Consider the following 22470-nt stretch of genomic DNA (forward strand, 5'->3'; position numbering starts at 1 on the left):
CTTTCATGGAACAGCCGAACTCAGCGGTATTCGCAGAGGTAGGCGGTGTCCTGGGCGACTTTCAGCTGGAACTTGCTGTTGGCCGGTACGGTGAAGTTGCTGCCGCCTTCGAAGGTTTCCCAGCTGTCGCTGCCCGGCAGCTTGACGGTCAGCGCGCCGGCGACGACGTGCATCACCTCCAGCTGGCTGGTGCCGAATTCGTATTCGCCGGGAGCCATCACGCCGATGGTGGCGGGGCCTGCGGTCATGTCGAAGGCGATGGATTTGACGGTGCCGTCGAAGTACTCGTTGACCTTGAACATGGGCTTCTCCTGCTAGAGGGGTGAAAAAGGGCCCGCCAGTATGCCCAAGGGCGCAGGCTCCGTCACTAGAGCGGCGCAGGCGACCGTTCGGTCAGTGAATGGAGCCTTCTTTCAGCCGGCCACCGGCAGTGTCAGCGGCAACAGGCGGGCAGTATTGCGGGCATCCTCCAGGGCGCGGTGCGGCTGTCCCTGGAAGTTCAATCCGGCCAGGTGCAGCGCGGCATTCAGGCCCACCGGCCGCTTGAGCTGGCGGGCCTGGGCGAAGCGCTGTTTGAGGTTGACGTGAGGAACACGGGCCAGGTGGCTGTCCAGGTTCTGGCGGCGCCATTCCAGTTCCAGTTGGTGACGGTCGTAGTCGCCCCAGCTGGTCCAGCCGGCCAGGCGCGGGCGGTGCTGGGCCAGCCAGCGCTCGAATTGCGGCCAGACCTCATGCAGGGGCGCGGCGGCATCGACGTTGGCCTGGGTGATGTGGGTGAGTTCGCGACAGAAGGCGGTCAGCAATGGTCGACGTTGCGGGCGCACGAACCGCTGGAAGTGATCCAGCTCGCGGCCGTCGGCCTCGGCCACCAGGCTGGCGCCGATCTCGATGATTTCCATTTCCTCGACCGGCCAGCCGCCTTCCTCGGTGGTGGCTTCCAGGTCGATCACCAGCCAGTGGGGCATAGTCGGTGCTCGTGGTTGGGTACGAATCGAGTATGGAAGGCGTTTGCGGGGCCGGCAAACCGCTGTGCTAGGCTGACCGGCTACCAGGACAAGGGGGATCAAGATGGCGAAAGTGGCATTCATCGGTCTGGGCGTGATGGGCTATCCCATGGCCGGGCATCTGGCGCGCGAAGGGCATGAGGTGTGCGTCTACAACCGCACCGCGAGCCGCGCGGCCCAGTGGGTCAGGCAGTTCGGCGGCAGTTCGGCGGACACTCCGCGCGAGGCCGCGCAGTGGGCTGAGTTCGTGATGTGCTGCGTCGGCAACGATGATGACCTGCGCAGCGTGGTGCTGGGCGAGGAAGGCGCGTTGGCCGGGATGCAGCCGGGCGCTGTGCTGGTGGACCACACCACCGCTTCGGCTGAGGTCGCCCGTGAACTGGCCGTGGCGGCGGCGGAGCGCGAACTGGGCTTCCTTGATGCGCCGGTCTCCGGCGGCCAGGCCGGCGCCGAGAACGGTGCGCTGACGGTGATGGTTGGCGGCGATGCGGACCTCTATTCGCGCGCCGAACCGGTGATCGCCACCTACGCGCGCATGGTGCGGCGCATGGGCTCGGTGGGCAGCGGCCAGCTGACCAAGATGGTCAACCAGATCTGCGTCGGCGGCTTGCTGCAAGGGCTGTCGGAGGCGCTGCACTTCGCCCGGAGCGCCGGCCTCGACGGCATGGCGGCCATGGAAGTGATCAGCAAGGGCGCGGCGCAATCCTGGCAATTGGAGAACCGCCACCAGAGCATGCTGGAAGGGCGCTTCGACTTCGGCTTCGCGGTGGACTGGATGCGCAAGGACCTGGGGATCGTGCTCGACGAGGCCCGCCGCAACGGCGCGCAACTGCCGGTCACGGCGTTGGTCGACCAGTTTTACGCCGAGGTGCAGGCTGCCGGAGGCGGGCGCTGGGATACCTCCAGCCTGATCACCCGTCTGCGGGACTCGTCCGAGTCCTGATCGGTCTTCTATTTCCCCGGGCGGTCGCGGAGATCGTCGTGTGCCGAGTCAGTCCGATTCAGGCGCGGAAGATGAAGTACACCGCGCCCAGCAGGCACAGCCCGGCCCATAGATAGTCGAGCTTCAGTGGCTGCTGCATGAAGTACACGCTGAACGGCACGAAGACCGCCAGCGTGATGACCTCCTGCATGATCTTCAGTTGCCCCACCGACATCACCGTGTAGCCGATGCGGTTGGCCGGCACCTGCAATAAATACTCGAAGAGTGCGATGCCCCAACTGACCAACGCCGCGATGATCCACGGCTTGCTGTTCAGGGTTTTCAGGTGGCCGTACCAGGCGAAGGTCATGAACAGGTTGGAAAGACACAGAAGAAAAGCGGTTTGCAGCCAGACCGGCATGGCAGAGGCTCCAGGGTTGGGGGCTGCGCATGAGCCTACTGGATGCGCCGCGATACAGCCAAGGGGCGGCGATCGCGGCACTGGGACGGCATGCTGTTGCTGTGAAGCTGACATCCCTGGGCCTGGTCGGGGTGAGACGGGAGTCCGAGAGTGTCCGATGGGCGAGCCGTTGCCGGAGTTTCCCGCTGATCTGGCCCGCTTGGCGGAATGCTCGACCCGCTATATGCTCGGCGGCCCCGTTCTGCTCGCCTCGGGATTGCCGCCCGCCGTGCATGTCCGCCCGCGGCGAAAGGGCTTGGCGGGCCTTGCTGGAGAGCTGCCCCCCCAAGATGCTGGCTCGCCGCGCGGTCGAAGTCGATATGTGAAGTGGCGAAGCTGCGCAAGCAGTGGCTGCTGAGCGACCAGCCCCGATGACGTCTTGATGTCGAATAGAGAGTAGATCCATGCAATGCCGTATCGGCTGTGGCGCCTGTTGCATAGCGCCGTCGATTTCCTCGCCCATCCCTGGCATGCCCGACGGCAAGCCGGCGGGTGTTCGCTGCGTGCAACTGGATGAGCGCAATCTGTGCAAACTATTCGGCGACTCGCGGCGTCCAAAGGTCTGTGCGGCCTTCGATGCGGACGCCGATGCCTGTGGCAGCAGCAACGAACAGGCCCTGCGGATCCTCACCGAGTGGGAGCGCATCACCGCCGCCTGATGTGACTTGGAAGTCACGATTTCGCGGTCCATACTGACGCCCCGATCCGCTCAAGACCGCGGATTGCGACAGGGCGCCGGCAATTGCCGACCCTACGAGACCAAGAATAAAGAGAGGTAAGACGATGCGTGGTGTATTGCGTATGACCCTGCTGGCCACTGCCGTGATGGGCTTTGCCGGTACTGCCCTGGCGGAAGACTGGAAGCTGGAGAAGGAAGACGATGGTGTGAAGGTCTTCCTCAGCCCGGTCGCGGGCTCCAAGTACAAGGCCTACCGTGGCGTCGTCGACATCAAGGCCGATGTGGCCAAGATCAACGCCCTGCAGGAAGACGTGGCCGGCTCCTGCAAGTGGATCCACGCCTGCGCCGAGATGCGTCTGCTGAAAACCGAGGGCGACAATTCCTGGACCTACTCGAAGATCGACATGCCCTGGCCGGTGACCGGCCGCGACGTGGTGATCCACGTAACCACCGAGAAGACCGCCGACGGCGGCCTGATCCGTCACCTCAAGGCCGAGCCGACCTATATCCCGGAAGAGAAAGGCGAAATCCGCGTGCCGAAACTGATCGGCGAGTGGAAGCTGGTGCCCAAGGGTGCCGGCGTGACCGAGGTGACTTACCAGGTGCAGACCGAGCCGGGTGGCAGCATCCCGTCCTGGCTGGCCAACAGCTTCGTGGTCGATGCGCCGATGAATACCCTGAAGGGCCTGCGCAGCGCTGCCGAGAAGTAATCGGCGCTGTCGTTCCCTTTCGTGAAGAAGCCGCCCTCGGGCGGCTTTTTTGCTTTTGCAGGAGCGAGGTGACGCCCAGTTCCTGCTCGCGAACCGAGGGGTGGGGAAGCTCGCAGCGGGGCTGTTCGCGAGCAAGCTCGCTCCTCCAGAAAAGCCGTGGCAATAAAAAGGCCGCCCGAAGGCGGCCTTTTCTTTTACGCCGTAGCGCTTAGCGGGCCTTGAGGTCCACGAAGTCGCGCTGGGTGGCGCCGGTGTACAGCTGGCGCGGACGGCCGATCTTGTACGGGCCGGAGAGCATTTCCTGCCAGTGCGAGATCCAGCCCACGGTACGTGCCAGGGCGAAGATCACGGTGAACATGCTGGTCGGAATGCCGATGGCCTTCAGGATGATGCCGGAGTAGAAGTCCACGTTCGGGTAGAGGTTGCGCTCTACGAAGTACGGATCGTGGCGGGCGATTTCTTCCAGCTTCATGGCCAGTTCCAGTTGCGGGTCGTTGATGCCCAACTCCTGGAGAACCTCGTCGCAGGTCTGCTTCATGACCTTGGCGCGCGGGTCGAAGTTCTTGTAGACGCGGTGGCCGAAGCCCATCAGTTTGAACGGATCGTTCTTGTCCTTGGCCTTGGCCACGAACTTCTCGATGTTCGACACGTCACCGATCTCGTCCAGCATGCGCAGAACGGCTTCGTTCGCACCGCCGTGAGCCGGTCCCCACAGGGCGGCGATGCCCGAGGCGATACAGGCGAACGGATTGGCACCCGAGGAGCCCGCCAGGCGAACGGTGGAAGTGGAGGCGTTCTGCTCGTGGTCGGCGTGCAGGATAAAGATGCGGTCCATGGCCTTGGCCAGCACAGGGCTGATCGGCTTGGTCTCGCAGGGGGTGTTGAACATCATATGCAGGAAGTTTTCTGCATAGTTCAGGTCGTTGCGCGGGTACATCATCGGCTCGCCCTTGGAGTACTTGTACACCATGGCAGCGATGGTCGGCATCTTGGCGATCAGACGATGCGCCGAGACTTCCCGGTGCTTCGGATTATTGATGTCCAGGGAGTCGTGATAGAAGGCGGAGAGGGCACCGATTACGCCGCACATCACGGCCATCGGGTGCGCATCACGGCGGAAACCGTTGAAGAAGGTCTTCAGCTGCTCGTGAACCATGGTGTGGTTCTTGATGGTGCCGACGAACTTCTCTTTCTGCTCGGCAGTGGGCAGTTCGCCGTTGAGCAGCAGGTAGCAGGTTTCCAGGTAGTCGGACTTCTCGGCGAGCTGTTCGATCGGGTAGCCGCGGTGCAGCAGTACACCTTTATCGCCGTCGATGAAGGTGATCTTCGACTCGCAGGAGGCAGTGGACATGAAGCCGGGGTCGAAAGTGAAGTGACCCGTGGAGGTCAGGCCCCGCACGTCGACAACATCGGGACCCAGCGTGCCGGAGAGGACAGGCAGTTCGACGGGGGCAGCGCCCTCGATGATCAACTGCGCTTTTTTGTCAGCCATGATGGCCTCCTATTTATGCTTGAAATCATCTGTACGACCCCCCACGCAGGGCCCGCACCACTATAGAGAGATAAATCCGAATGTCAATTTGCACAATCGGAGAAGTTTGGCTCCTCCAAGCCCCTGTTTTGCCGGAAAAATTTGCCTGTTTACGCCTTTTATGGGGGTGCGGCAATTAGTCCTTAGGTGGAGGTCTTTCCGTTGTCATTAGGGGCCTAACTGTCTATACTCGGCGACCAGCCGCCAAGGGCCGTCCGGCCTCGCTTGATTGGTGGTTGTCACTCCCGAAGGTGATGGGTACCTGACAAGTGCACCTCCCGACAACTAGCCCTGATCCATAGAAGGGCTCTCAGTGTGAAAAAAGCCGTGAATAGCAAACGACCCGTAAACCTAGACCTAAGGACCATCCAACTCCCTATCACTGCTTACACGTCGATTCTCCACCGTATCTCCGGCGTCATTCTGTTCGTGGGTATCGCAGTGCTGCTGTTCGCACTGGATCGTTCCCTCGCATCCGAAGACAGCTTCGAGCAGGTGAAGGCGTGTCTGACCCATCCGTTGGTCAAGCTTGTGATTTGGGGCCTGCTGTCTGCGCTGCTGTACCACCTGGTAGCCGGTATTCGTCACCTCGTCATGGACGCAGGTATTGGCGAAACACTGGAAGGCGGTAAGCGTGGTTCGAAAATCGTCATCGCTGTCGCAGTGGTGCTGATCGTTCTGGCGGGGGTATGGGTATGGTAACTAACGTCACTAACTTGTCGCGTTCGGGTCTCTACGACTGGATGGTCCAGCGCGTCTCCGCGGTCGTTCTCGCGGCTTATGTTCTCTTCCTGCTGGGCTTCCTGATCGCTCACCCAGGTATCACCTACGCCGAGTGGCATGGTCTGTTCTCCCACAGCCTGATGAAGATCTTCAGCCTGTTGACGCTGGTGTCCCTGAGCGTGCACGCATGGGTCGGTATGTGGACCATCACCACCGACTACCTGACTCCGATGGCGCTGGGCAAGTCCGCGACCGTCGTGCGTTTCCTCGTCCAGGCGGTATGCGGCATGGCCATGTTCGCATTCTTCGTCTGGGGTGTGCAGATTCTCTGGGGTAACTGATCCATGGCTAGCATTCGCTCTCTTTCTTTCGACGCCATCATCGTGGGTGGCGGCGGTGCCGGCATGCGTGCCGCACTGCAACTGGCTCAGGGTGGTCACAAGACTGCCGTGGTGACCAAGGTCTTCCCGACCCGTTCGCACACCGTATCCGCCCAGGGCGGCATCACCTGCGCCATCGCTTCGGCCGACCCGAACGATGATTGGCGCTGGCACATGTACGACACCGTCAAGGGCTCCGACTACATCGGTGACCAGGACGCGATCGAATACATGTGCTCCGTCGGCCCGGAAGCCGTGTTCGAGCTGGAACACATGGGTCTGCCGTTCTCCCGTACCGAACAGGGCCGCATCTATCAGCGTCCGTTCGGTGGCCAGTCCAAGGACTTCGGCAAGGGTGGCCAGGCTGCTCGTACCTGTGCCGCGGCTGACCGTACCGGTCACGCCCTGCTGCACACCCTCTATCAGGCCAACCTGAAGAACGGTACTTCCTTCCTTAATGAGTGGTACGCAGTCGATCTGGTGAAGAACCAGGACGGTCATGTGGTTGGCGTCATCGCCATCGACATCGAAACCGGCGACACCGTTTATATCCGCTCCAAGGCCGTGGTCCTGGCCACTGGCGGTGCCGGCCGTATCTACGCCTCCACCACCAACGCCCTGATCAACACCGGTGACGGTATCGGCATGGCGCTGCGCGCTGGTGTGCCGGTGCAGGACATCGAGATGTGGCAGTTCCACCCGACCGGCATCGCCGGCGCTGGTGTACTGGTCACCGAAGGCTGCCGCGGTGAAGGCGGCTACCTGATCAACGCCCATGGCGAGCGTTTCATGGAGCGTTACGCTCCGAACGCCAAGGATCTGGCCGGCCGCGACGTGGTTGCCCGTTCCATGGTGAAAGAAGTGATCGCCGGCAACGGCGTGGGCCCGAACAAGGACCACGTACTGCTGAAGCTCGACCACCTCGGCGAAGAAGTTCTGCACAGCCGCCTGCCCGGCATCTGCGAACTGTCCAAGACCTTCGCCCACGTCGACCCGGTCGTCGCTCCGATCCCGGTTATTCCGACCTGCCACTACATGATGGGCGGCGTGGCCACCAACATCCATGGCCAGGCCCTGACTACCGATGCCAACGGCAACGAGCAGATCGTCGAAGGCCTGTTCGCCGTAGGCGAAGTGGCGTGCGTATCGGTCCACGGCGCCAACCGCCTGGGCGGCAACTCGCTGCTCGACCTGGTTGTGTTCGGTCGTGCCACCGGCCTGCACCTGGAGAAGGCGCTCAAGGATGGTATCGAGCACCGCCAGGCTTCCGAGTCCGACCTGGAATCCGCTTTCAAGCGCCTGAACGGTGTGAACGAGCGCACCAGCGGCGAAGAAGTCGCTCCGCTCAAGCGCGAGCTGCAATCCTGCATGCAGAACTACTTCGGTGTGTTCCGTACCGGCGAGTACATGCAGAAAGGTATCGCTCAGCTGGCTGATCTGCGTGAGCGTATCGCCACCGTCAAGATCAACGACAAGAGCCAGGCATTCAACACGGCGCGTATCGAAGCGCTGGAACTGCAGAACCTCCTCGAAGTGGCCGAAGCCACTGCGATTGCGGCAGAAGCCCGCAAAGAGTCCCGCGGCGCGCATGCCCGTGAAGACTTCGAGGAGCGCGATGACGAGAACTGGCTGTGCCACACCCTGTACTTCCCGGGTGAGAAGCGTGTAGCCAAGCGTGCCGTCAACTTCGCGCCGAAAACTGTTCCGGCATTCGAACCCAAGGTTCGTACTTACTAAGGGTGCCCGCCATGTTGCAAGTGAGTGTTTACCGCTACAACCCTGAGAAGGACGCTGCACCCTACATGCAGGACTTCCAGGTCGATACCGACGGCAAGGACATCATGGTCCTGGACGTGCTGGCGCTGATCAAGGAACAGGACGAGGGCTTCTCCTATCGTCGTTCCTGCCGTGAAGGCGTGTGCGGTTCCGACGGTATGAACATCAACGGCAAGAACGGCCTGGCCTGCATCACCCCCCTGTCGGCCGCTGGCCTGAAGGGCGGCAAGCTGGTTCTGCGTCCGCTGCCGGGCCTGCCGGTCATTCGTGACCTGGTCGTCGATATGCGCATCTTCTACAAACAGTACGAGAGCGTGAAGCCGTTCCTGCAGAACAAATATGCAGCGCCGGCCATCGAGCGTCTGCAGAGCCCGGAAGAGCGCGAGAAGCTGGACGGTCTGTACGAGTGCATCCTGTGCGCCTGCTGCTCGACCTCCTGCCCGTCGTTCTGGTGGAACCCCGACAAGTTCCTGGGTCCCGCCGCGCTGCTGCAGGCCTACCGCTTCCTGGCCGACAGCCGTGACACCGAAACTCAGGCGCGCCTGGCGAGCCTGGATGACCCGTTCAGCGTCTTCCGCTGCCGCGGGATCATGAACTGCGTGAACGTTTGCCCGAAGGGTCTGAACCCCACCAAGGCAATCGGTCACATCCGTAACATGCTGCTGCAGAGCGGTACTTGATCTGCGGGCCTTGCGCCCAAAGATCATGAAAGAGCGACACCTGTGCCGCCGGAACATTGTCCGGCGGTACAGTCCTTAGGACCCAAGCCCACAAAGCGGGGGTCCTGTTTTGAAAACGTATATATGACCAGCAGGGGCATCCGGGCTGGTACCCGGACTATCTGCGGGAATCGGTGGCTTGAAGTCGCTGTGTTTGACTTCGCGCCAGAGGTTCCACAGGTGGAGTCCCCTTACCGAGGGTGACCAAGCATGCACGAAAGCGTAATGCAGCGGATGTGGAACAGTGCCCATCTATCCGGTGGAAACGCTGCCTACGTCGAAGAGCTCTACGAGCTCTACCTGCACGACCCGAACGCTGTGCCAGAAGAGTGGCGCACGTACTTCCAGAAGCTTCCTGCCGACGGCAATCCTGCCCCCGACGTTTCGCATTCCTCTATCCGTGATCATTTCGTACTCCTGGCCAAGAACCAGCGCCGCGCCGCGCCTGTTTCCGCTGGCAGCGTAAGCACCGAGCACGAGAAAAAGCAGGTTGAAGTCCTGCGTCTGATCCTGGCATACCGTCTGCGTGGACATCAGGCAGCATCGCTCGATCCGCTGGGTCTCTGGGTGCGTACCGCTCCCTCCGATCTGTCGCTCGAACACTACGGGCTCACCGCTGCAGACCTCGACACTACTTTCCGGACCGGTGAGCTCTACATCGGCAAGGAAGAAGCGACCCTGCGTGAAATCATCGATGCGCTGAAGCAGACCTACTGCAGCACCATCGGCGCCGAGTTCATGCACATCGTCGATTCCGAACAGCGCCACTGGTTCGCCCAGCGCCTGGAAAGCGTCCGTGGCCGTCCGACGTATTCCGCCGACGCCCGCTCCCACCTGCTCGAGCGCCTGACCGCTGCCGAAGGCCTGGAAAAGTACCTGGGCACCAAGTACCCGGGCACCAAGCGCTTCGGCCTGGAAGGCGGTGAAAGCCTGATCCCGATGGTCGACGAGATCATCCAGCGCTCCGGCTCCTATGGCGTGAAGGAAATCGTCATCGGCATGGCCCACCGCGGCCGTCTGAACGTCCTGGTCAACACCCTGGGCAAGAACCCGCGCGAGCTGTTCGACGAGTTCGAAGGCAAGAAGCTGGTCGAGATGGGCTCCGGTGACGTGAAGTACCACCAGGGCTTCTCCTCCAACGTCATGACCACCGGCGGTGAAGTCCACCTGGCCCTGGCGTTCAACCCCTCGCACCTGGAAATCGTTTCCCCGGTGGTCGAGGGTTCGGTACGCGCCCGCCAGGACCGTCGCAAGGACGGCAGCGGCGACAAGGTCGTGCCGATCTCCATCCACGGTGATGCCGCCTTCGCGGGGCAGGGCGTGGTCATGGAGACCTTCCAGATGTCGCAGACCCGTGCTTACAAGACGGGCGGCACCATCCACATCGTGATCAACAACCAGGTCGGCTTCACCACCAGCCGTCAGGACGACGCTCGCTCCACCGAGTACGCGACCGACGTGGCGAAGATGATCCAGGCGCCGATCTTCCATGTGAACGGCGACGATCCGGAAGCGGTCCTGTTCGTGACCCAACTGGCCGTCGACTACCGCATGCAGTTCAAGCGTGACGTGGTCATCGACCTGGTCTGCTACCGCCGTCGCGGCCACAACGAGGCCGACGAGCCGAGCGGCACCCAGCCGCTGATGTACCAGCAGATCGCCAAGCAGCGCACCACCCGTGAACTGTATGCCGACGCGCTGATCGCTGCCGGCGTGCAGAGCACCGAGCAGGCCCAGGAGAAGGTCGACGAATACCGCGACGCTCTCGACAACGGTCAGCACGTGGTGAAGAGCCTGGTCAAGGAGCCCAACAAGGAGCTCTTCGTCGACTGGCGTCCGTACGTGGGGCACGCCTGGACCGCGCGTCACGACACCCGCTTCGACCTGAAGACCCTGCAGGACCTCTCCGCCAAGCTGCTGGAAACCCCGGACGGCTTCGTCATGCAGCGTCAGGTGCAGAAGATCTACGAAGACCGCGCGAAGATGGCTGCCGGCGGCATGCCCATCAACTGGGGCTTCGCCGAGAACCTGGCCTACGCCACCCTGCTGTTCGAAGGTCACCCGGTGCGCATGACCGGCCAGGACGTCGGCCGCGGTACCTTCTCGCACCGCCATGCGGCGCTGCATAACCAGAAGGACGACTCGGTCTACATCCCGCTGGCTCACCTGTTCGACGGCCAGCCGCGCGTCAGCCTGTACGATTCCTACCTCTCGGAAGAAGCCGTACTGGCCTTCGAATACGGCTACGCCACCACCACGCCGAACGCGCTGGTGATCTGGGAGGCCCAGTTCGGTGACTTCGCCAACGGTGCGCAGGTCGTGATCGACCAGTTCATCACCAGCGGCGAGACCAAGTGGCAACGTCTGTGTGGTCTGACCATGCTGCTGCCGCACGGTTACGAAGGCCAGGGTCCGGAGCACTCCTCCGCGCGTCTGGAGCGTTACCTGCAGCTGTGCGCCGAGCAGAACATCCAGGTCTGCGTGCCGACTACCCCGGCTCAGGTCTACCACATGCTGCGCCGTCAGGTGATCCGTCCGCTGCGCAAACCGCTGATCGTGATGACTCCGAAGTCGCTGCTGCGGCACAAGCTGGCCATCTCGACCCTGGAAGATCTGGCAGACGGCTCTTTCCAGACTGTGATCAACGAGATCGACAGCCTGGATCCGAAGAAAGTCGACCGCATCGTGCTGTGCAGCGGCAAGGTGTACTACGACCTGCTGGAGAAGCGTCGCGCCGAAGGTCTCGAGAACATCGCGATCGTTCGTCTCGAGCAGCTGTATCCGTTCCCGGAAGACGATCTGGCCGAGGTGCTGTCGCAGTACAAGAACCTCAAGCACATCGTCTGGTGTCAGGAAGAGCCGATGAACCAGGGTGCCTGGTTCTGCTCGCAGCACCATATGCGTCGTGTCATCGCCGCGCACAAGAAAGGTCTCAACCTGGAATACGCGGGCCGCGAAGGCTCGGCAGCTCCGGCTTGCGGCTACGCTTCGATGCACGCCGAGCAGCAGGAAAAACTGCTGCAGGACGCCTTCACCGTTTAACGCCAACGCGCAGTTGATACCGAATTTAAGGAAACACACATAATGGCTATCGAAATCAAAGCCCCAACCTTCCCGGAATCGGTTGCCGACGGCACCGTTGCAACCTGGCACAAGAAGGTCGGTGAAGCCGTCAAGCGCGACGAACTGATCGTCGACATCGAGACCGACAAGGTCGTGATCGAAGTACTGGCCGAGGCTGACGGCGTCCTGGCAGAGATCGTCAAGAACGAAGGCGACACCGTTCTCTCCAACGAACTGCTGGGCAAGCTGAGCGAAGGCGGTGCTGCCGCTGCCGCTCCGGCTGCTGCCTCGGCTCCCGCTGCTGCACCTGCTGCCGCTGCACCGGCCGCCGCTGGCGACGACAACATCCTCTCGCCGGCTGCCCGCAAGCTGGCCGAAGAGAATGGCATCGACCCGAACAGCCTGGCCGGTACCGGCAAGGGCGGTCGCGTGACCAAGGAAGACGTCGTCGCTGCCGTTGAAGCGAAGAAGAACGCCCCGGCCGCCGCTCCGGCTGCCAAGGCTGCAGCTCCGGCTGCCGAGGCTCCGGTCTTCGCCGCTGGCGACCGCGTCGAGAAGCGCGTTCCGATGACCCGCCTGCGCGCCAAGGTTGCCGAGCGTCTGGTCGAGGCCCAGTCCTCCATGGCCATGCTGACTACCTTCAACGAAGTCAACATGAAGCCGATCATGGACCTGCGCAACAAGTACAAGGACCTGTTCGAGAAGAAGCACAACGGCGTACGCCTGGGCTTCATGTCCTTCTTCGTCAAGGCCGCCACCGAAGCCCTGAAGCGCTTCCCGGGCGTCAACGCCTCGATCGACGGCAACGACATCGTCTACCACGGCTACCAGGATATCGGCGTAGCCGTTTCCAGCGACCGCGGTCTGGTCGTACCGGTCCTGCGTAACGCCGAGTTCATGAGCCTGGCCGAGATCGAAAACGGCATCGCCACCTTCGGCAAGAAAGCCAAAGACGGCAAGCTGTCCATCGAAGACATGACCGGTGGTACTTTCACCATTTCCAACGGTGGCGTATTTGGATCGCTCCTGTCGACTCCGATCGTCAACCCGCCGCAGACCGCCATCCTCGGCATGCACAAGATCCAGGAGCGCCCGATGGCCGTTAACGGCCAGGTTGTGATCCTGCCGATGATGTACCTGGCGCTGTCCTACGATCACCGCATGATCGATGGCAAGGAAGCGGTAAGCTTCCTGGTCACCATGAAGGATCTGCTGGAAGATCCGGCTCGCCTGCTGCTGGACGTCTGATACGTCAGTTCACACGACGGCCCCGTACTACACGACGGCCCCGCGAGGGGCCGTCCGCTTCACCGGAATAAGGATTGAGACATGAGCCAGAAATTCGACGTGGTTGTGATTGGTGCCGGCCCCGGCGGCTACGTAGCCGCCATCCGTGCCGCCCAACTCGGCCTGAAGACCGCTTGCATCGAGAAGTACATCGGTAAAGAGGGCAAGGTTGCCCTCGGCGGTACCTGCCTGAACGTAGGCTGCATTCCGTCCAAGGCACTGCTGGACAGCTCCTGGAAGTACAAGGAAGCCAAAGAGGGCTTCGAGGTCCACGGCATCTCCACCGGCGGCGTGAAGATGGACGTTCCGGCGATGGTTGCCCGCAAGGCCACCATCGTGAAGAACCTGACCGGCGGCATCGCCACCCTGTTCAAGGCCAACGGCGTGACTTCCTTCGAAGGCCACGGCAAGGTCCTGGCCAACAAGCAGGTCGAAGTGACCGGCCTGGACGGCAAGACCCAGGTTCTGGAAGCCGACAACATCATCATCGCCTCGGGCTCCAAGCCGGTTGAAATCCCGCCGGCCCCGCTGACCGAAGACGTGATCGTCGACTCCACCGGCGCCCTGGAATTCCAGAGCGTACCCAAGAAGCTCGGCGTGATCGGCGCTGGCGTCATCGGCCTGGAACTGGGTTCGGTCTGGGCTCGCCTGGGCGCTGAAGTCACCGTACTGGAAGCCCTGGACAAGTTCCTGCCGGCTGCCGACGAGCAGATCGCCAAGGAAGCGCTGAAAGTCCTGACCAAGCAGGGTCTGAACATCCGCCTGGGCGCTCGCGTCACCGGTTCGGACGTGAAGAAGAAGCAGGTCACCGTGACCTTCACCGACGCCAATGGCGAGCAGAAGGAAACCTTCGACAAGCTGATCGTGGCCGTGGGCCGTCGCCCGGTGACCACCGACCTGCTGGCCGCCGACAGCGGCGTGACCCTGGACGAGCGTGGCTTCATCTACGTCGACGACCACTGCAAGACCAGCGTTCCGGGCGTCTACGCCATCGGTGACGTGGTCCGCGGCGCCATGCTGGCGCACAAGGCCTCGGAAGAAGGCGTGATGGTTGCCGAGCGCATCGCCGGTCACAAGGCCCAGATGAACTACGACCTGATTCCGTCGGTGATCTACACCCACCCGGAAATTGCATGGGTCGGCAAGACCGAGCAGCAACTGAAAGGCGAAGGCGTTGAAGTCAACGTCGGTACCTTCCCGTTCGCCGCCAGCGGCCGTGCCATGGCTGCCAACGACACCACCGGCCTGGTCAAGGTCATCGCCGATGCCAAGACCGACCGCGTACTGGGCGTCCACGTGATCGGCCCGAGCGCCGCCGAGCTGGTACAGCAAGGCGCGATCGGCATGGAATTCGGCACCAGCGCCGAAGACCTGGGCATGATGGTCTTCTCCCACCCGACTCTGTCCGAAGCGCTGCACGAAGCGGCACTGGCAGTGAATGGCCACGCCATCCACATCGCCAACCGCAAGAAGCGCTAAGGAACGGGACCACGGCGGGGAGGGCGGCAGTCTTTTGCGAGGGGCTGCCCCCGTCCCGCCGGATCGTTTCTCCCCCGAGGGGGACTCGGTCACAGGTGGCGTGGCGCCACGAGCGCCGCGCCGAATGCGCAATACCCAAGACGAAAACGGTAGACAAGCATGAATCTCCACGAATATCAGGGTAAGCAGCTGTTCGCTGAGTACGGCCTGCCCGTATCCAAGGGCTTCGCCGTCGACACACCCGAAGAGGCCGCAGAAGCCTGTGAAAAAATCGGTGGTACCGAGTGGGTCGTTAAAGCCCAGGTACACGCCGGTGGCCGCGGTAAAGCGGGCGGTGTGAAGCTGGTCAAGAGCAAAGAGGACGCCAAGGCGTTCGCCGCCAACTGGCTGGGCAAGCGTCTGGTGACTTACCAGACTGACGCCAACGGCCAGCCGGTCAGCAAGATCCTGGTGGAATCCTGCACCGACATCGACAAGGAGCTGTACCTCGGCGCCGTCGTCGACCGTTCCAGCCGTCGCATCGTCTTCATGGCCTCCACCGAAGGTGGCGTGGACATCGAGAAAGTGGCGCACGAGACCCCTGAGAAGATCCTGAAAGCCACCATCGATCCGCTGGTTGGCGCTCAGCCGTACCAGGGTCGCGAGCTGGCCTTCCAGCTGGGCCTGAAGGGCGACCAGATCAAGCAGTTCACCCACATCTTCGTTGGCCTGGCCAAGCTGTTCCAGGATTACGACCTGGCGCTGCTGGAAGTGAACCCGCTGGTGATCAAGAAAGACGGCAACCTGCACTGCCTGGACGCCAAGATCAACATCGACTCCAACGCCATGTACCGTCAGCCCAAGCTGCGCGCCATGCACGACCCGTCCCAGGACGACGCTCGTGAAGCCCATGCGCAGAAGTGGGAACTGAACTACGTCGCGCTGGAAGGCAACATCGGCTGCATGGTCAACGGCGCTGGCCTGGCCATGGGCACCATGGACATCGTCAACCTGCACGGCGGCAAGCCGGCCAACTTCCTCGACGTTGGCGGCGGTGCCACCAAAGAGCGCGTGACCGAAGCGTTCAAGATCATCCTGTCCGACAGCAACGTCGCTGCCGTTCTGGTGAACATCTTCGGCGGCATCGTTCGCTGCGACATGATTGCCGAAGGCATCATCGGCGCCGTGAAAGAAGTCGGCGTGAAAATCCCGGTTGTCGTTCGTCTGGAAGGCAACAACGCCGACCTCGGCGCCAAGGTCCTGGCCGAAAGCGGTCTGAACATCATCGCGGCGACCAGCCTGACCGACGCTGCCCAGCAAGTCGTCAAGGCCGCGGAGGGTAAGTAATGAGCGTCCTGATCAATAAAGACACCAAAGTCATCTGCCAGGGCTTCACTGGCTCGCAGGGTACCTTCCACTCCGAACAAGCCATCGCCTACGGCACCAAGATGGTTGGCGGCGTGACCCCCGGCAAGGGCGGCACCACCCACCTGGGCCTGCCGGTGTTCAACACCGTCAAGGAAGCCGTGGAAGCTACCGGCGCCGACGCTTCGGTCATCTACGTTCCGGCTCCGTTCTGCAAGGACTCGATCCTGGAAGCGGCCTTCGGCGGTATCAAGCTGATCGTCTGCATCACCGAAGGCATCCCGACCATCGACATGCTGGAAGCCAAGGTCAAGTGCGACGAGCTGGGCGTACGCCTGATCGGCCCGAACTGCCCGGGCGTGATCACTCCCGGCGAGTGCAAGATCGGCATCATGCCGGGTCACATCCACCTGCCGGGCAAGGTAGGCATCGTGTCGCGTTCCGGCACCCTGACCTACGAAGCCGTGAAGCAGACCACCGACGCCGGCTTCGGCCAGTCCACCTGCGTGGGCATCGGTGGCGACCCGATCCCGGGCTCCAACTTCATCGACATCCTGAAGCTGTTCCAGGAAGACCCGAAAACCGAAGCTATCGTCATGATCGGCGAGATCGGTGGTTCGGCTGAAGAAGAAGCGGCTGCCTACATCAAGGCCAACGTGACCAAGCCGGTGGTGTCCTACATCGCTGGTGTCACCGCACCGCCCGGCAAGCGCATGGGCCACGCCGGCGCCATCATCTCCGGCGGCAAGGGCACTGCGGACGAGAAGTTCGCCGCCCTGCAGGACGCTGGTGTGAAAACCGTGCGTTCCCTGGCCGACATCGGCAAGGCCCTGGCCGAGCTGACCGGCTGGCCGGTCAAGTAAGCGCCTCGCTTATTTAACCGTTCGTCAACAGAGGCCACCTTCGGGTGGCCTCTGTCGTTTCCGCCTCGTCTGAAAAGTGTCGTTCAAGCGACATCGCCGATCATTGCGCGGACGATCTGACGTATGTCAGTGCAGCTCATCGGAATAGATCGTTAGGCTAGCAACTATATGAAGCGTCGCGTTCCCCACAAGGGAGGGCTCGCTCACCGTCCATTCCTACCCGGAAGCGACGGCGATTCCTGACCGTCAAGGATGGCGGGATAACCAGAATGCAGGAGCAAACGGGCCACGAGCCCATGGAAAACCTCTGCTATCGGACTTCCAAGAACAACTCTCCGTACCGATGACAGCAGCATCACAGGATGCGCAGGCTCGCCCCGAGTGAGTCGGCCAGTCCCGTTCGATGCGGCTTTGTCACGTCCGTACGGCGTGCGTGCCTTGGGAGACCACAAACCCGCTAAAGCACTGTGGTATTTCCCTTCATGAAAGTCTTGAAAGGCCAGGACATCCTGGCATTGGGTTTTATGACCTTCGCGCTGTTCGTCGGCGCGGGCAACATCATCTTCCCGCCGATCGTGGGCCTGCAGTCGGGGCCGCACGTTTGGATGGCCGCGCTGGGTTTCCTCATCACCGCGGTCGGCCTGCCGGTAATCACCGTGGTCGCGCTGGCCAAGGTCGGTGGTGCGATGGATACCCTGAGCCACCCGATCGGCAAAGTCGCCGGTGGGTTGCTGGCGGCTGTCTGCTACCTGTCGGTCGGACCGCTGTTCGCCACCCCGCGTACCGCCACGGTCTCCTTCGAAGTCGGCCTGGCGCCGCTGACCGGGGAGGGCGCTCTGCCGCTGTTCCTCTACAGTCTGGTGTACTTCCTGATCGTGCTGGTGATCTCGCTGTATCCGGGCAAGCTGCTGGATACCGTCGGCCGCTTCCTCGCGCCGCTGAAGATCATCGCCCTGGCCGCCCTGGGCATCGCCGCCTTCATGCTGCCGGCGGGCCCCATCGGCGTTGCTGAGCCGGCCTACCAGGCCGCGGCGTTCTCCCAGGGTTTCGTCAATGGCTACCTGACCATGGACACCCTGGGTGCGCTGGTCTTCGGTATCGTCATCGTCAACGCCATCCGTTCCCGTGGCGTGCAGTCGCCGCGGCTGATCACCCGCTATGCCGTCATTGCCGGGCTGATCGCCGGGGTTGGCCTGGCGCTGGTGTACATCAGCCTGTTCCGTCTGGGCGCTGGCAGCCACGACATCGCCGCCGGTGCCGCCAACGGCGCAGCCGTCCTGCACGCCTATGTGCAGCACACCTTCGGCTCGCTGGGCAGCACCTTCCTCGCCGTGCTGATCGCGCTGGCGTGCCTGGTCACCGCCGTAGGCCTGACCTGCGCCTGCGCCGAGTACTTCTGCCGCATCCTGCCGCTGTCGTACCGCAGCCTGGTGATCATCCTGGCGGGCTTCTCGCTGCTGGTGTCGAACCTGGGGCTGACCAAGCTCATCCAGTTCTCCATCCCGGTGCTGACCGCCATCTACCCGCCGTGCATCGTGCTGGTAGCGCTGAGCTTCTGCGCCAGCCTGTGGCGCTCGCAGACCCGCATCGTCGCTCCGGTGATGGTGATTTCCTTCGCATTTGGCATCATCGACGCGCTCAAGGGCGCCAAGCTCGACGCCTGGATGCCGTCCTGGATGGAGCATCTGCCGTTGGCCGAGCAGGGCCTCGCCTGGCTGATCCCCTCGGTCGCCATGTTGGCCGTGATGGTGGTGATCGACCGTCTGCTGGGCAAACCCCAGGAAGCGATGGCCTGATCCCGCCGTACTGAGCCACCAATGAAAAAGGCCGCCCACAAAGCGGCCTTTTTCATTGCTCCAGCAGATGCTTGGCGGCGTCCTTCGTGGACTCGTCGGGTACTATTTGTGCTTCAACTGCTCGTAGGACTTGACCATGTCCCGCGCCCAGCCATCGAGCAGGGCCTTGGCGTCGTTGGCGGTCATGACCTGGGAGGAGTTTTCCAGCTCGGTGCCGGCGCCCTTGCGGACCACCTGGGCGACCACCGTGCCGTTGCTGCCATCGAGGAAGGCGGCTTCGGTGGCGATGCTGGTGTCCTGGTCGCGGATGCCGGTAGCGGTGCTGACGCCGGCAGCGATCAGGGCGATGGGGATGACCTCATAGGGCTGCAGCCCCTTGGTCGAGGCGCTGACGGCGGTGATCGCCGGACGCACGATCAGCACGCCCGGGCCGGGGCCGCTGGCCAGCGGCAGGGCCTTGGAAAATTGCGTCTGCAGGGCCTGATCATAGTACTTGGTGATGCCATCCAGGGTGCTCTGCGGAATCTTCTCGCTGGCTTGTGGTTGTGGATAGAGCTGGCTCGGCTCGACGTACACGCTGGTGAACTGGCTGACGTCGATACCGGGTTTGATCCAGCGCATCACCGGCGCACCGGAAGGGGACTTCTCTTCCTTGAGGACCTTGTAGTCCTTGAGGAAGCCGGAGTAGTTCTCGGGCTCGACGTACTTGCTTGCGCAGCCGGCGAGCGTGATGGAAGCCAGGCACAGGGCCAGGAGTTTGGTGTGCATCGAGTCGCTCCTTGTAGGTACAGCAGGGGTTGGATCGCGTTCTACGTCGCGTGAATGCTTCGTTTGGCGTGAGTGGTCAGAATCGCCAGGTCGCACCGCCGCCAAGAATGTGCAGGGCCGCATTGCGATAGGTGCCGGATAGGGTTTCACCAGAGCGGGACTTGGTCTGCTCGTCGTCCATGTCGCCGAGCCACACCAGGGTGTAGGCGAGATGCAGGTCGAGGCCTTCCTCCAGCTCGTAGTTCACCCCGGTCGCCAGGCGCCAGGCCTCGCCCATGGGGTTGTCGACGGTGCGGTCCTTGTCGTCCACCGCCGAGCTGTCGTAGCCCAGGCCCATGCTCCAGCGCAGGCGTGGGTTGGCCTGATACTGCGCGCCGACGGAGGCGTGCCAGGTGTCCTTGTACTGACGGTCGACGGTGCGGTCGACGCCGCCGGCGTTGGCGTCGACTTCCACGCCGATCTGGCCGAAGTCGCTCCAGTCCTGCCAGCCCAGGCTGCCCAGCAGCTTCCATTGCGGGTCGAGCTGGTGGGCGATGCTCAGGGTCGCCGTCTGCGGGATGTTCATGTCCAGTTCCAGGGAGTCGACATCCAGGCGATTCAGGGCGGCATTGATGATCGGGTTGCTGACCTTGCGTACATCCGGGCTGTCCCTGAACTCCAGCTTGACCTTGCTGGTGTAGGCGAGGCCGATCTGCGTACGGTCGCTCACGTGGTAGAGCAGGCCCAGGTTGACCCCGGTGCCGACGTCGGTGTCCTTGTATTCCAGCTGGCCGTCCGGCCGGTCCGCCAGCCCGAGCAGGTTGTTGTTGATGGCCATCTCGGTGCGGTAGTAGCCGTAGACGAAGCGCGGACCGATGCCCACCGTGAGGTCGTCGGTGAACTTGTGCGCCAGGGTCGGCTGGAAGGACACGCCGATCACTGCCGCCTCCTGCGTGAAGTAGCGGCCGGCCCAGTCGTCGTCGTAATCGAGCGCCAGGCCGAAGTTGCCGTACATGCCGAAACCGATGGCGGAGCGGTCGTCGATCTGGTGGCTGATGAACAGGCTGGAGCCCGGCAGCCATTGCAGGGCGTTGCCGCCTTCGTTGCCATCGAACTGGTTGTCGCTGTCACGGGAAAAGCGGATATCGCCGAGGATCACCTGGGCGTTGACGCTGATCTGCGTGCCCTTGAGTTCGGCGATTCCGGCCGGGTTGCTCATCAGCACGCTCGGATCGGCAGCCAACGCAGCAGAGCCGGCGTTGGCAAGGCCATTGCCTTCCTGCCCGGCCTCGTAGATCAGGATGCCGCCCGCCAGAGCAGGGCTGCTCAGGCAAGCCAGGAAGACTGTCGATAGCAGATAAACAGAAGCAGGCTTGGTTCGTAGGTGATCCGCGTTCATCTGGCGCTCCGGGTGCATACCGTTAGCCACCGCCCCAGATTCAGGTCTGTGGTGGCTCAATGCTCCGAATGCTGTCTGGAGTCGACTGCTGATTCCCCATTGAGTGGGGGACTGTGAAATCAGCCTAGATAGCCAAATGCGATGTGCAAGCCGACTTTAAATTCTTAGTGAAATTAATGCCCACCGCATCCCCCTTCAGATGCAAACCGCTTGCTCAGCTCTGCCGGGGAGTGCGTGAGCCAGGATGAATCTCTCGGACGTGAAATGAAAAAAGCCGACGTAGTGCCGATTGTAGGAGATCGCCAGCTGGGGAAATCATGCACTACCAGGAGCGGTGACCGTTCCCCAGCTCTGCTGCACGAGGCCCGCCAGCATTGCTGTGCATGCTCGAAGTGGCGATGGCAGAAGCCAAGGCTGCAGAGCACGCCGCCAGCCTCCCTGGTTTTGCCTGCCCGCATCATGGCAACCCGCTTCCATAGCGAAGTATTACCGGTGGGCTACTGTTATCCAGCAGGCCGTGGCACGGCAGTGTGGCTGGAGGGCAGCTCCAGCACGCCATCGGCAAGGAACCCGAACCCACGGTACAAGGATCATCCCCGTGTCCACGCGTGAGCAGATTGCTGGCCTGGAAGCCGCCGTGTCGGCGCAGGTGCTCGGCCAGGAAGAAACCGTCCGCCACATCCTGCTGGGCCTGCTGGCCAACGGTCACGTCCTGCTGGAAAGCCTGCCCGGGCTGGCCAAGACCCGCACCGTCAAGGCGCTGTCGAAGCACCTCGATGCACGCATGAGCCGCGTGCAGTTCACCCCCGACCTGTTGCCGTCGGACATCACCGGTGCCGAGATCCTCCAGCAGACCGAGCAGGGCAACCAGCTCAGGTTCCAGCCGGGGCCGCTGTTCGGCAATGTCATCCTCGCCGACGAGATCAACCGCGCGCCGGCCAAGGTGCAGGCGGCGTTGCTCGAAGCCATGGAAGAGCGCCAGATCACCGTCGCCGGACAAACGCATCGGATGCCTGGCCTGTTCATGGTGCTGGCGACGCAGAACCCCATCGAGCAGGAAGGCACGTACCCGTTGCCCGAAGCGCAGATGGACCGCTTCCTGATGAAGCTGCTGATCGACTATCCCAAGGTCGAGGACGAGTCCCGCATATTGCAACTGGTGCGCGCCGAGGAGCGCAGCCAGCAGTCCGGCACCGAGCCGCTGGAGATCACGCCGCTTGCCCAGGACGCCGTGTTCGCGGCGCGCCGGGAAGTGGGCGACGTGCATGTCTCGGACGCCATCGACCGCTACCTGATCGACCTCATCCATGCCTCCCGCCGACCCGCCGACTATGACGCCGACCTGGCCCGCTGGTTGAAGGTCGGCGCCAGCCCGCGCGGCGGCATCAGCCTGGACCGCGTTTCCCGCGCCCACGCCTGGATGGCCGGCAATGATTACGTCACGCCCGACGATGTACGCGCTGTCGTGCATCCCGTTCTGCGCCATCGCCTGCTGCTGTCCTATGACGCGGTGGCCGATGGCGTCGGTGCCGATCAGGTGATCGACCGGCTGCTCGACAAAGTCGCGATTCCGGCCTGAGGAGGAGGG

At 62.7% G+C, this 22470-nt stretch carries 20 protein-coding genes; 14 read left to right on the forward strand and 6 right to left on the reverse strand.

Annotated elements, in window-relative coordinates; genetic code table 11:
- Positions 1–20 precede the first annotated feature (20 nt).
- The gene (ppnP, locus tag PNI01S_RS06100) at positions 21–302 is read right to left on the reverse strand and encodes a pyrimidine/purine nucleoside phosphorylase (protein ID WP_024765480.1); all 282 of its coding nucleotides are present in this window, start codon (positions 300–302) and stop codon (positions 21–23) included.
- 111 nt (positions 303–413) lie between these two features.
- Positions 414–965 (reverse strand): 3'-5' exonuclease, encoded by a 552-nt coding sequence (locus PNI01S_RS06105; protein WP_024765479.1) that lies wholly within the window; start codon positions 963–965, stop codon positions 414–416.
- A gap of 97 nt (positions 966–1062) precedes the next feature.
- On the opposite strand from PNI01S_RS06105, the gene PNI01S_RS06110 reads away from it, so the two are divergent.
- Positions 1063–1947: an NAD(P)-dependent oxidoreductase gene (locus PNI01S_RS06110; protein ID WP_304362936.1), complete on the forward strand. Its 885-nt coding sequence runs from the start codon at positions 1063–1065 to the stop codon at positions 1945–1947.
- Between the two features lie 58 nt (positions 1948–2005).
- Here PNI01S_RS06110 and PNI01S_RS06115 read toward each other — a convergent pair whose 3' ends face one another.
- On the reverse strand, positions 2006–2347 hold the full coding sequence (locus PNI01S_RS06115) for a DMT family protein (RefSeq protein ID WP_024765477.1): 342 nt from the start codon (positions 2345–2347) through the stop codon (positions 2006–2008).
- Between the two features lie 443 nt (positions 2348–2790).
- Between PNI01S_RS06115 and PNI01S_RS06120 the strand changes: the two genes are divergently transcribed.
- Both PNI01S_RS06120 and PNI01S_RS06125 read left to right on the forward strand, forming a co-directional pair.
- Positions 2791–3045 (forward strand): YkgJ family cysteine cluster protein, encoded by a 255-nt coding sequence (locus PNI01S_RS06120; RefSeq protein WP_037012901.1) that lies wholly within the window; start codon positions 2791–2793, stop codon positions 3043–3045.
- Positions 3046–3169: 124 nt separating this feature from the next.
- Positions 3170–3775, forward strand: a complete 606-nt coding sequence (locus PNI01S_RS06125; RefSeq protein ID WP_089285750.1) for an START domain-containing protein — start codon at positions 3170–3172, stop codon at positions 3773–3775.
- A 208-nt stretch (positions 3776–3983) separates the two neighbouring features.
- Here the strand turns inward: PNI01S_RS06125 and gltA are convergent, their stop codons facing one another.
- Positions 3984–5267, reverse strand: coding sequence for a citrate synthase (gene gltA / locus PNI01S_RS06130; protein WP_024765474.1), 1284 nt, complete (start codon positions 5265–5267; stop codon positions 3984–3986).
- A 354-nt stretch (positions 5268–5621) separates the two neighbouring features.
- Between gltA and sdhC the strand changes: the two genes are divergently transcribed.
- The 10 genes from sdhC (at position 5622) to brnQ (ending at position 18736) form a co-directional block, all read left to right on the forward strand.
- The gene (sdhC, locus tag PNI01S_RS06135; RefSeq protein WP_162483999.1) at positions 5622–6008 is read left to right on the forward strand and encodes a succinate dehydrogenase, cytochrome b556 subunit; all 387 of its coding nucleotides are present in this window, start codon (positions 5622–5624) and stop codon (positions 6006–6008) included.
- Entirely contained in the window at positions 6002–6370 is a 369-nt protein-coding gene (sdhD, locus tag PNI01S_RS06140; RefSeq protein WP_024765472.1) for a succinate dehydrogenase, hydrophobic membrane anchor protein, read from the forward strand. Before sdhC ends, sdhD begins: the two co-directional genes overlap by 7 nt.
- Positions 6371–6373: 3 nt before the next feature.
- A complete protein-coding gene (gene sdhA / locus PNI01S_RS06145) occupies positions 6374–8146 on the forward strand; it encodes a succinate dehydrogenase flavoprotein subunit (RefSeq protein ID WP_024765471.1) in 1773 nt (590 codons plus the stop codon).
- Between the two features lie 11 nt (positions 8147–8157).
- On the forward strand, positions 8158–8865 hold the full coding sequence (locus tag PNI01S_RS06150) for a succinate dehydrogenase iron-sulfur subunit (RefSeq protein WP_024765470.1): 708 nt from the start codon (positions 8158–8160) through the stop codon (positions 8863–8865).
- A gap of 249 nt (positions 8866–9114) precedes the next feature.
- Positions 9115–11946: a 2-oxoglutarate dehydrogenase E1 component gene (locus tag PNI01S_RS06155; RefSeq protein ID WP_024765469.1), complete on the forward strand. Its 2832-nt coding sequence runs from the start codon at positions 9115–9117 to the stop codon at positions 11944–11946.
- A 42-nt stretch (positions 11947–11988) separates the two neighbouring features.
- Complete coding sequence (odhB, locus tag PNI01S_RS06160; RefSeq protein WP_038803159.1) at positions 11989–13215, forward strand: 2-oxoglutarate dehydrogenase complex dihydrolipoyllysine-residue succinyltransferase; 1227 nt, start codon at positions 11989–11991, stop codon at positions 13213–13215.
- A gap of 81 nt (positions 13216–13296) precedes the next feature.
- Positions 13297–14733, forward strand: coding sequence for a dihydrolipoyl dehydrogenase (gene lpdA, locus PNI01S_RS06165; protein WP_065084750.1), 1437 nt, complete (start codon positions 13297–13299; stop codon positions 14731–14733).
- Positions 14734–14892: 159 nt separating this feature from the next.
- On the forward strand, positions 14893–16059 hold the full coding sequence (gene sucC / locus PNI01S_RS06170; protein WP_015477516.1) for an ADP-forming succinate--CoA ligase subunit beta: 1167 nt from the start codon (positions 14893–14895) through the stop codon (positions 16057–16059).
- Positions 16059–16940, forward strand: coding sequence for a succinate--CoA ligase subunit alpha (sucD, locus tag PNI01S_RS06175; RefSeq protein WP_038803160.1), 882 nt, complete (start codon positions 16059–16061; stop codon positions 16938–16940). Before sucC ends, sucD begins: the two co-directional genes overlap by 1 nt.
- A 482-nt stretch (positions 16941–17422) precedes the next feature.
- A complete protein-coding gene (gene brnQ, locus PNI01S_RS06180; protein WP_084357625.1) occupies positions 17423–18736 on the forward strand; it encodes a branched-chain amino acid transport system II carrier protein in 1314 nt (437 codons plus the stop codon).
- Positions 18737–18838: 102 nt separating this feature from the next.
- Here the strand turns inward: brnQ and PNI01S_RS06185 are convergent, their stop codons facing one another.
- The gene (locus PNI01S_RS06185; RefSeq protein ID WP_065084752.1) at positions 18839–19504 is read right to left on the reverse strand and encodes a DUF3313 domain-containing protein; all 666 of its coding nucleotides are present in this window, start codon (positions 19502–19504) and stop codon (positions 18839–18841) included.
- A 76-nt stretch (positions 19505–19580) separates the two neighbouring features.
- Positions 19581–20882 carry an OmpP1/FadL family transporter gene (locus tag PNI01S_RS06190; RefSeq protein WP_084357626.1) on the reverse strand — a complete coding sequence of 434 codons (1302 nt, stop codon included), beginning with the start codon at positions 20880–20882 and terminating at the stop codon, positions 19581–19583.
- Positions 20883–21480: 598 nt separating this feature from the next.
- Between PNI01S_RS06190 and PNI01S_RS06195 the strand changes: the two genes are divergently transcribed.
- Positions 21481–22461: an AAA family ATPase gene (locus PNI01S_RS06195; RefSeq protein ID WP_065084754.1), complete on the forward strand. Its 981-nt coding sequence runs from the start codon at positions 21481–21483 to the stop codon at positions 22459–22461.
- Positions 22462–22470 lie beyond the last annotated feature (9 nt).

This window comes from Pseudomonas nitroreducens NBRC 12694 (genome assembly GCF_002091755.1).
GTDB classification, from domain to species: Bacteria; Pseudomonadota; Gammaproteobacteria; order Pseudomonadales; family Pseudomonadaceae; genus Pseudomonas; species Pseudomonas nitroreducens.

Bases quoted from the DNA above. Each gene is read 5' to 3' on its own strand.
- gltA (WP_024765474.1), bottom strand. From the start codon at position 5,267: ATGGCTGACAAAAAAGCGCAGTTGATCATCGAGGGCGCTGCCCCCGTC.
- sucD (WP_038803160.1), top strand. From the start codon at position 16,059: ATGAGCGTCCTGATCAATAAAGACACCAAAGTCATCTGCCAGGGCTTC.
- PNI01S_RS06125 (WP_089285750.1), top strand. From the start codon at position 3,170: ATGCGTGGTGTATTGCGTATGACCCTGCTGGCCACTGCCGTGATGGGC.
- PNI01S_RS06185 (WP_065084752.1), bottom strand. From the start codon at position 19,504: ATGCACACCAAACTCCTGGCCCTGTGCCTGGCTTCCATCACGCTCGCC.
- PNI01S_RS06120 (WP_037012901.1), top strand. From the start codon at position 2,791: ATGCAATGCCGTATCGGCTGTGGCGCCTGTTGCATAGCGCCGTCGATT.
- lpdA (WP_065084750.1), top strand. From the start codon at position 13,297: ATGAGCCAGAAATTCGACGTGGTTGTGATTGGTGCCGGCCCCGGCGGC.
- sucC (WP_015477516.1), top strand. From the start codon at position 14,893: ATGAATCTCCACGAATATCAGGGTAAGCAGCTGTTCGCTGAGTACGGC.
- PNI01S_RS06155 (WP_024765469.1), top strand. From the start codon at position 9,115: ATGCACGAAAGCGTAATGCAGCGGATGTGGAACAGTGCCCATCTATCC.
- PNI01S_RS06150 (WP_024765470.1), top strand. From the start codon at position 8,158: ATGTTGCAAGTGAGTGTTTACCGCTACAACCCTGAGAAGGACGCTGCA.
- sdhA (WP_024765471.1), top strand. From the start codon at position 6,374: ATGGCTAGCATTCGCTCTCTTTCTTTCGACGCCATCATCGTGGGTGGC.
- brnQ (WP_084357625.1), top strand. From the start codon at position 17,423: ATGAAAGTCTTGAAAGGCCAGGACATCCTGGCATTGGGTTTTATGACC.
- odhB (WP_038803159.1), top strand. From the start codon at position 11,989: ATGGCTATCGAAATCAAAGCCCCAACCTTCCCGGAATCGGTTGCCGAC.
- PNI01S_RS06190 (WP_084357626.1), bottom strand. From the start codon at position 20,882: ATGAACGCGGATCACCTACGAACCAAGCCTGCTTCTGTTTATCTGCTA.
- PNI01S_RS06105 (WP_024765479.1), bottom strand. From the start codon at position 965: ATGCCCCACTGGCTGGTGATCGACCTGGAAGCCACCACCGAGGAAGGC.
- ppnP (WP_024765480.1), bottom strand. From the start codon at position 302: ATGTTCAAGGTCAACGAGTACTTCGACGGCACCGTCAAATCCATCGCC.
- sdhD (WP_024765472.1), top strand. From the start codon at position 6,002: ATGGTAACTAACGTCACTAACTTGTCGCGTTCGGGTCTCTACGACTGG.
- PNI01S_RS06115 (WP_024765477.1), bottom strand. From the start codon at position 2,347: ATGCCGGTCTGGCTGCAAACCGCTTTTCTTCTGTGTCTTTCCAACCTG.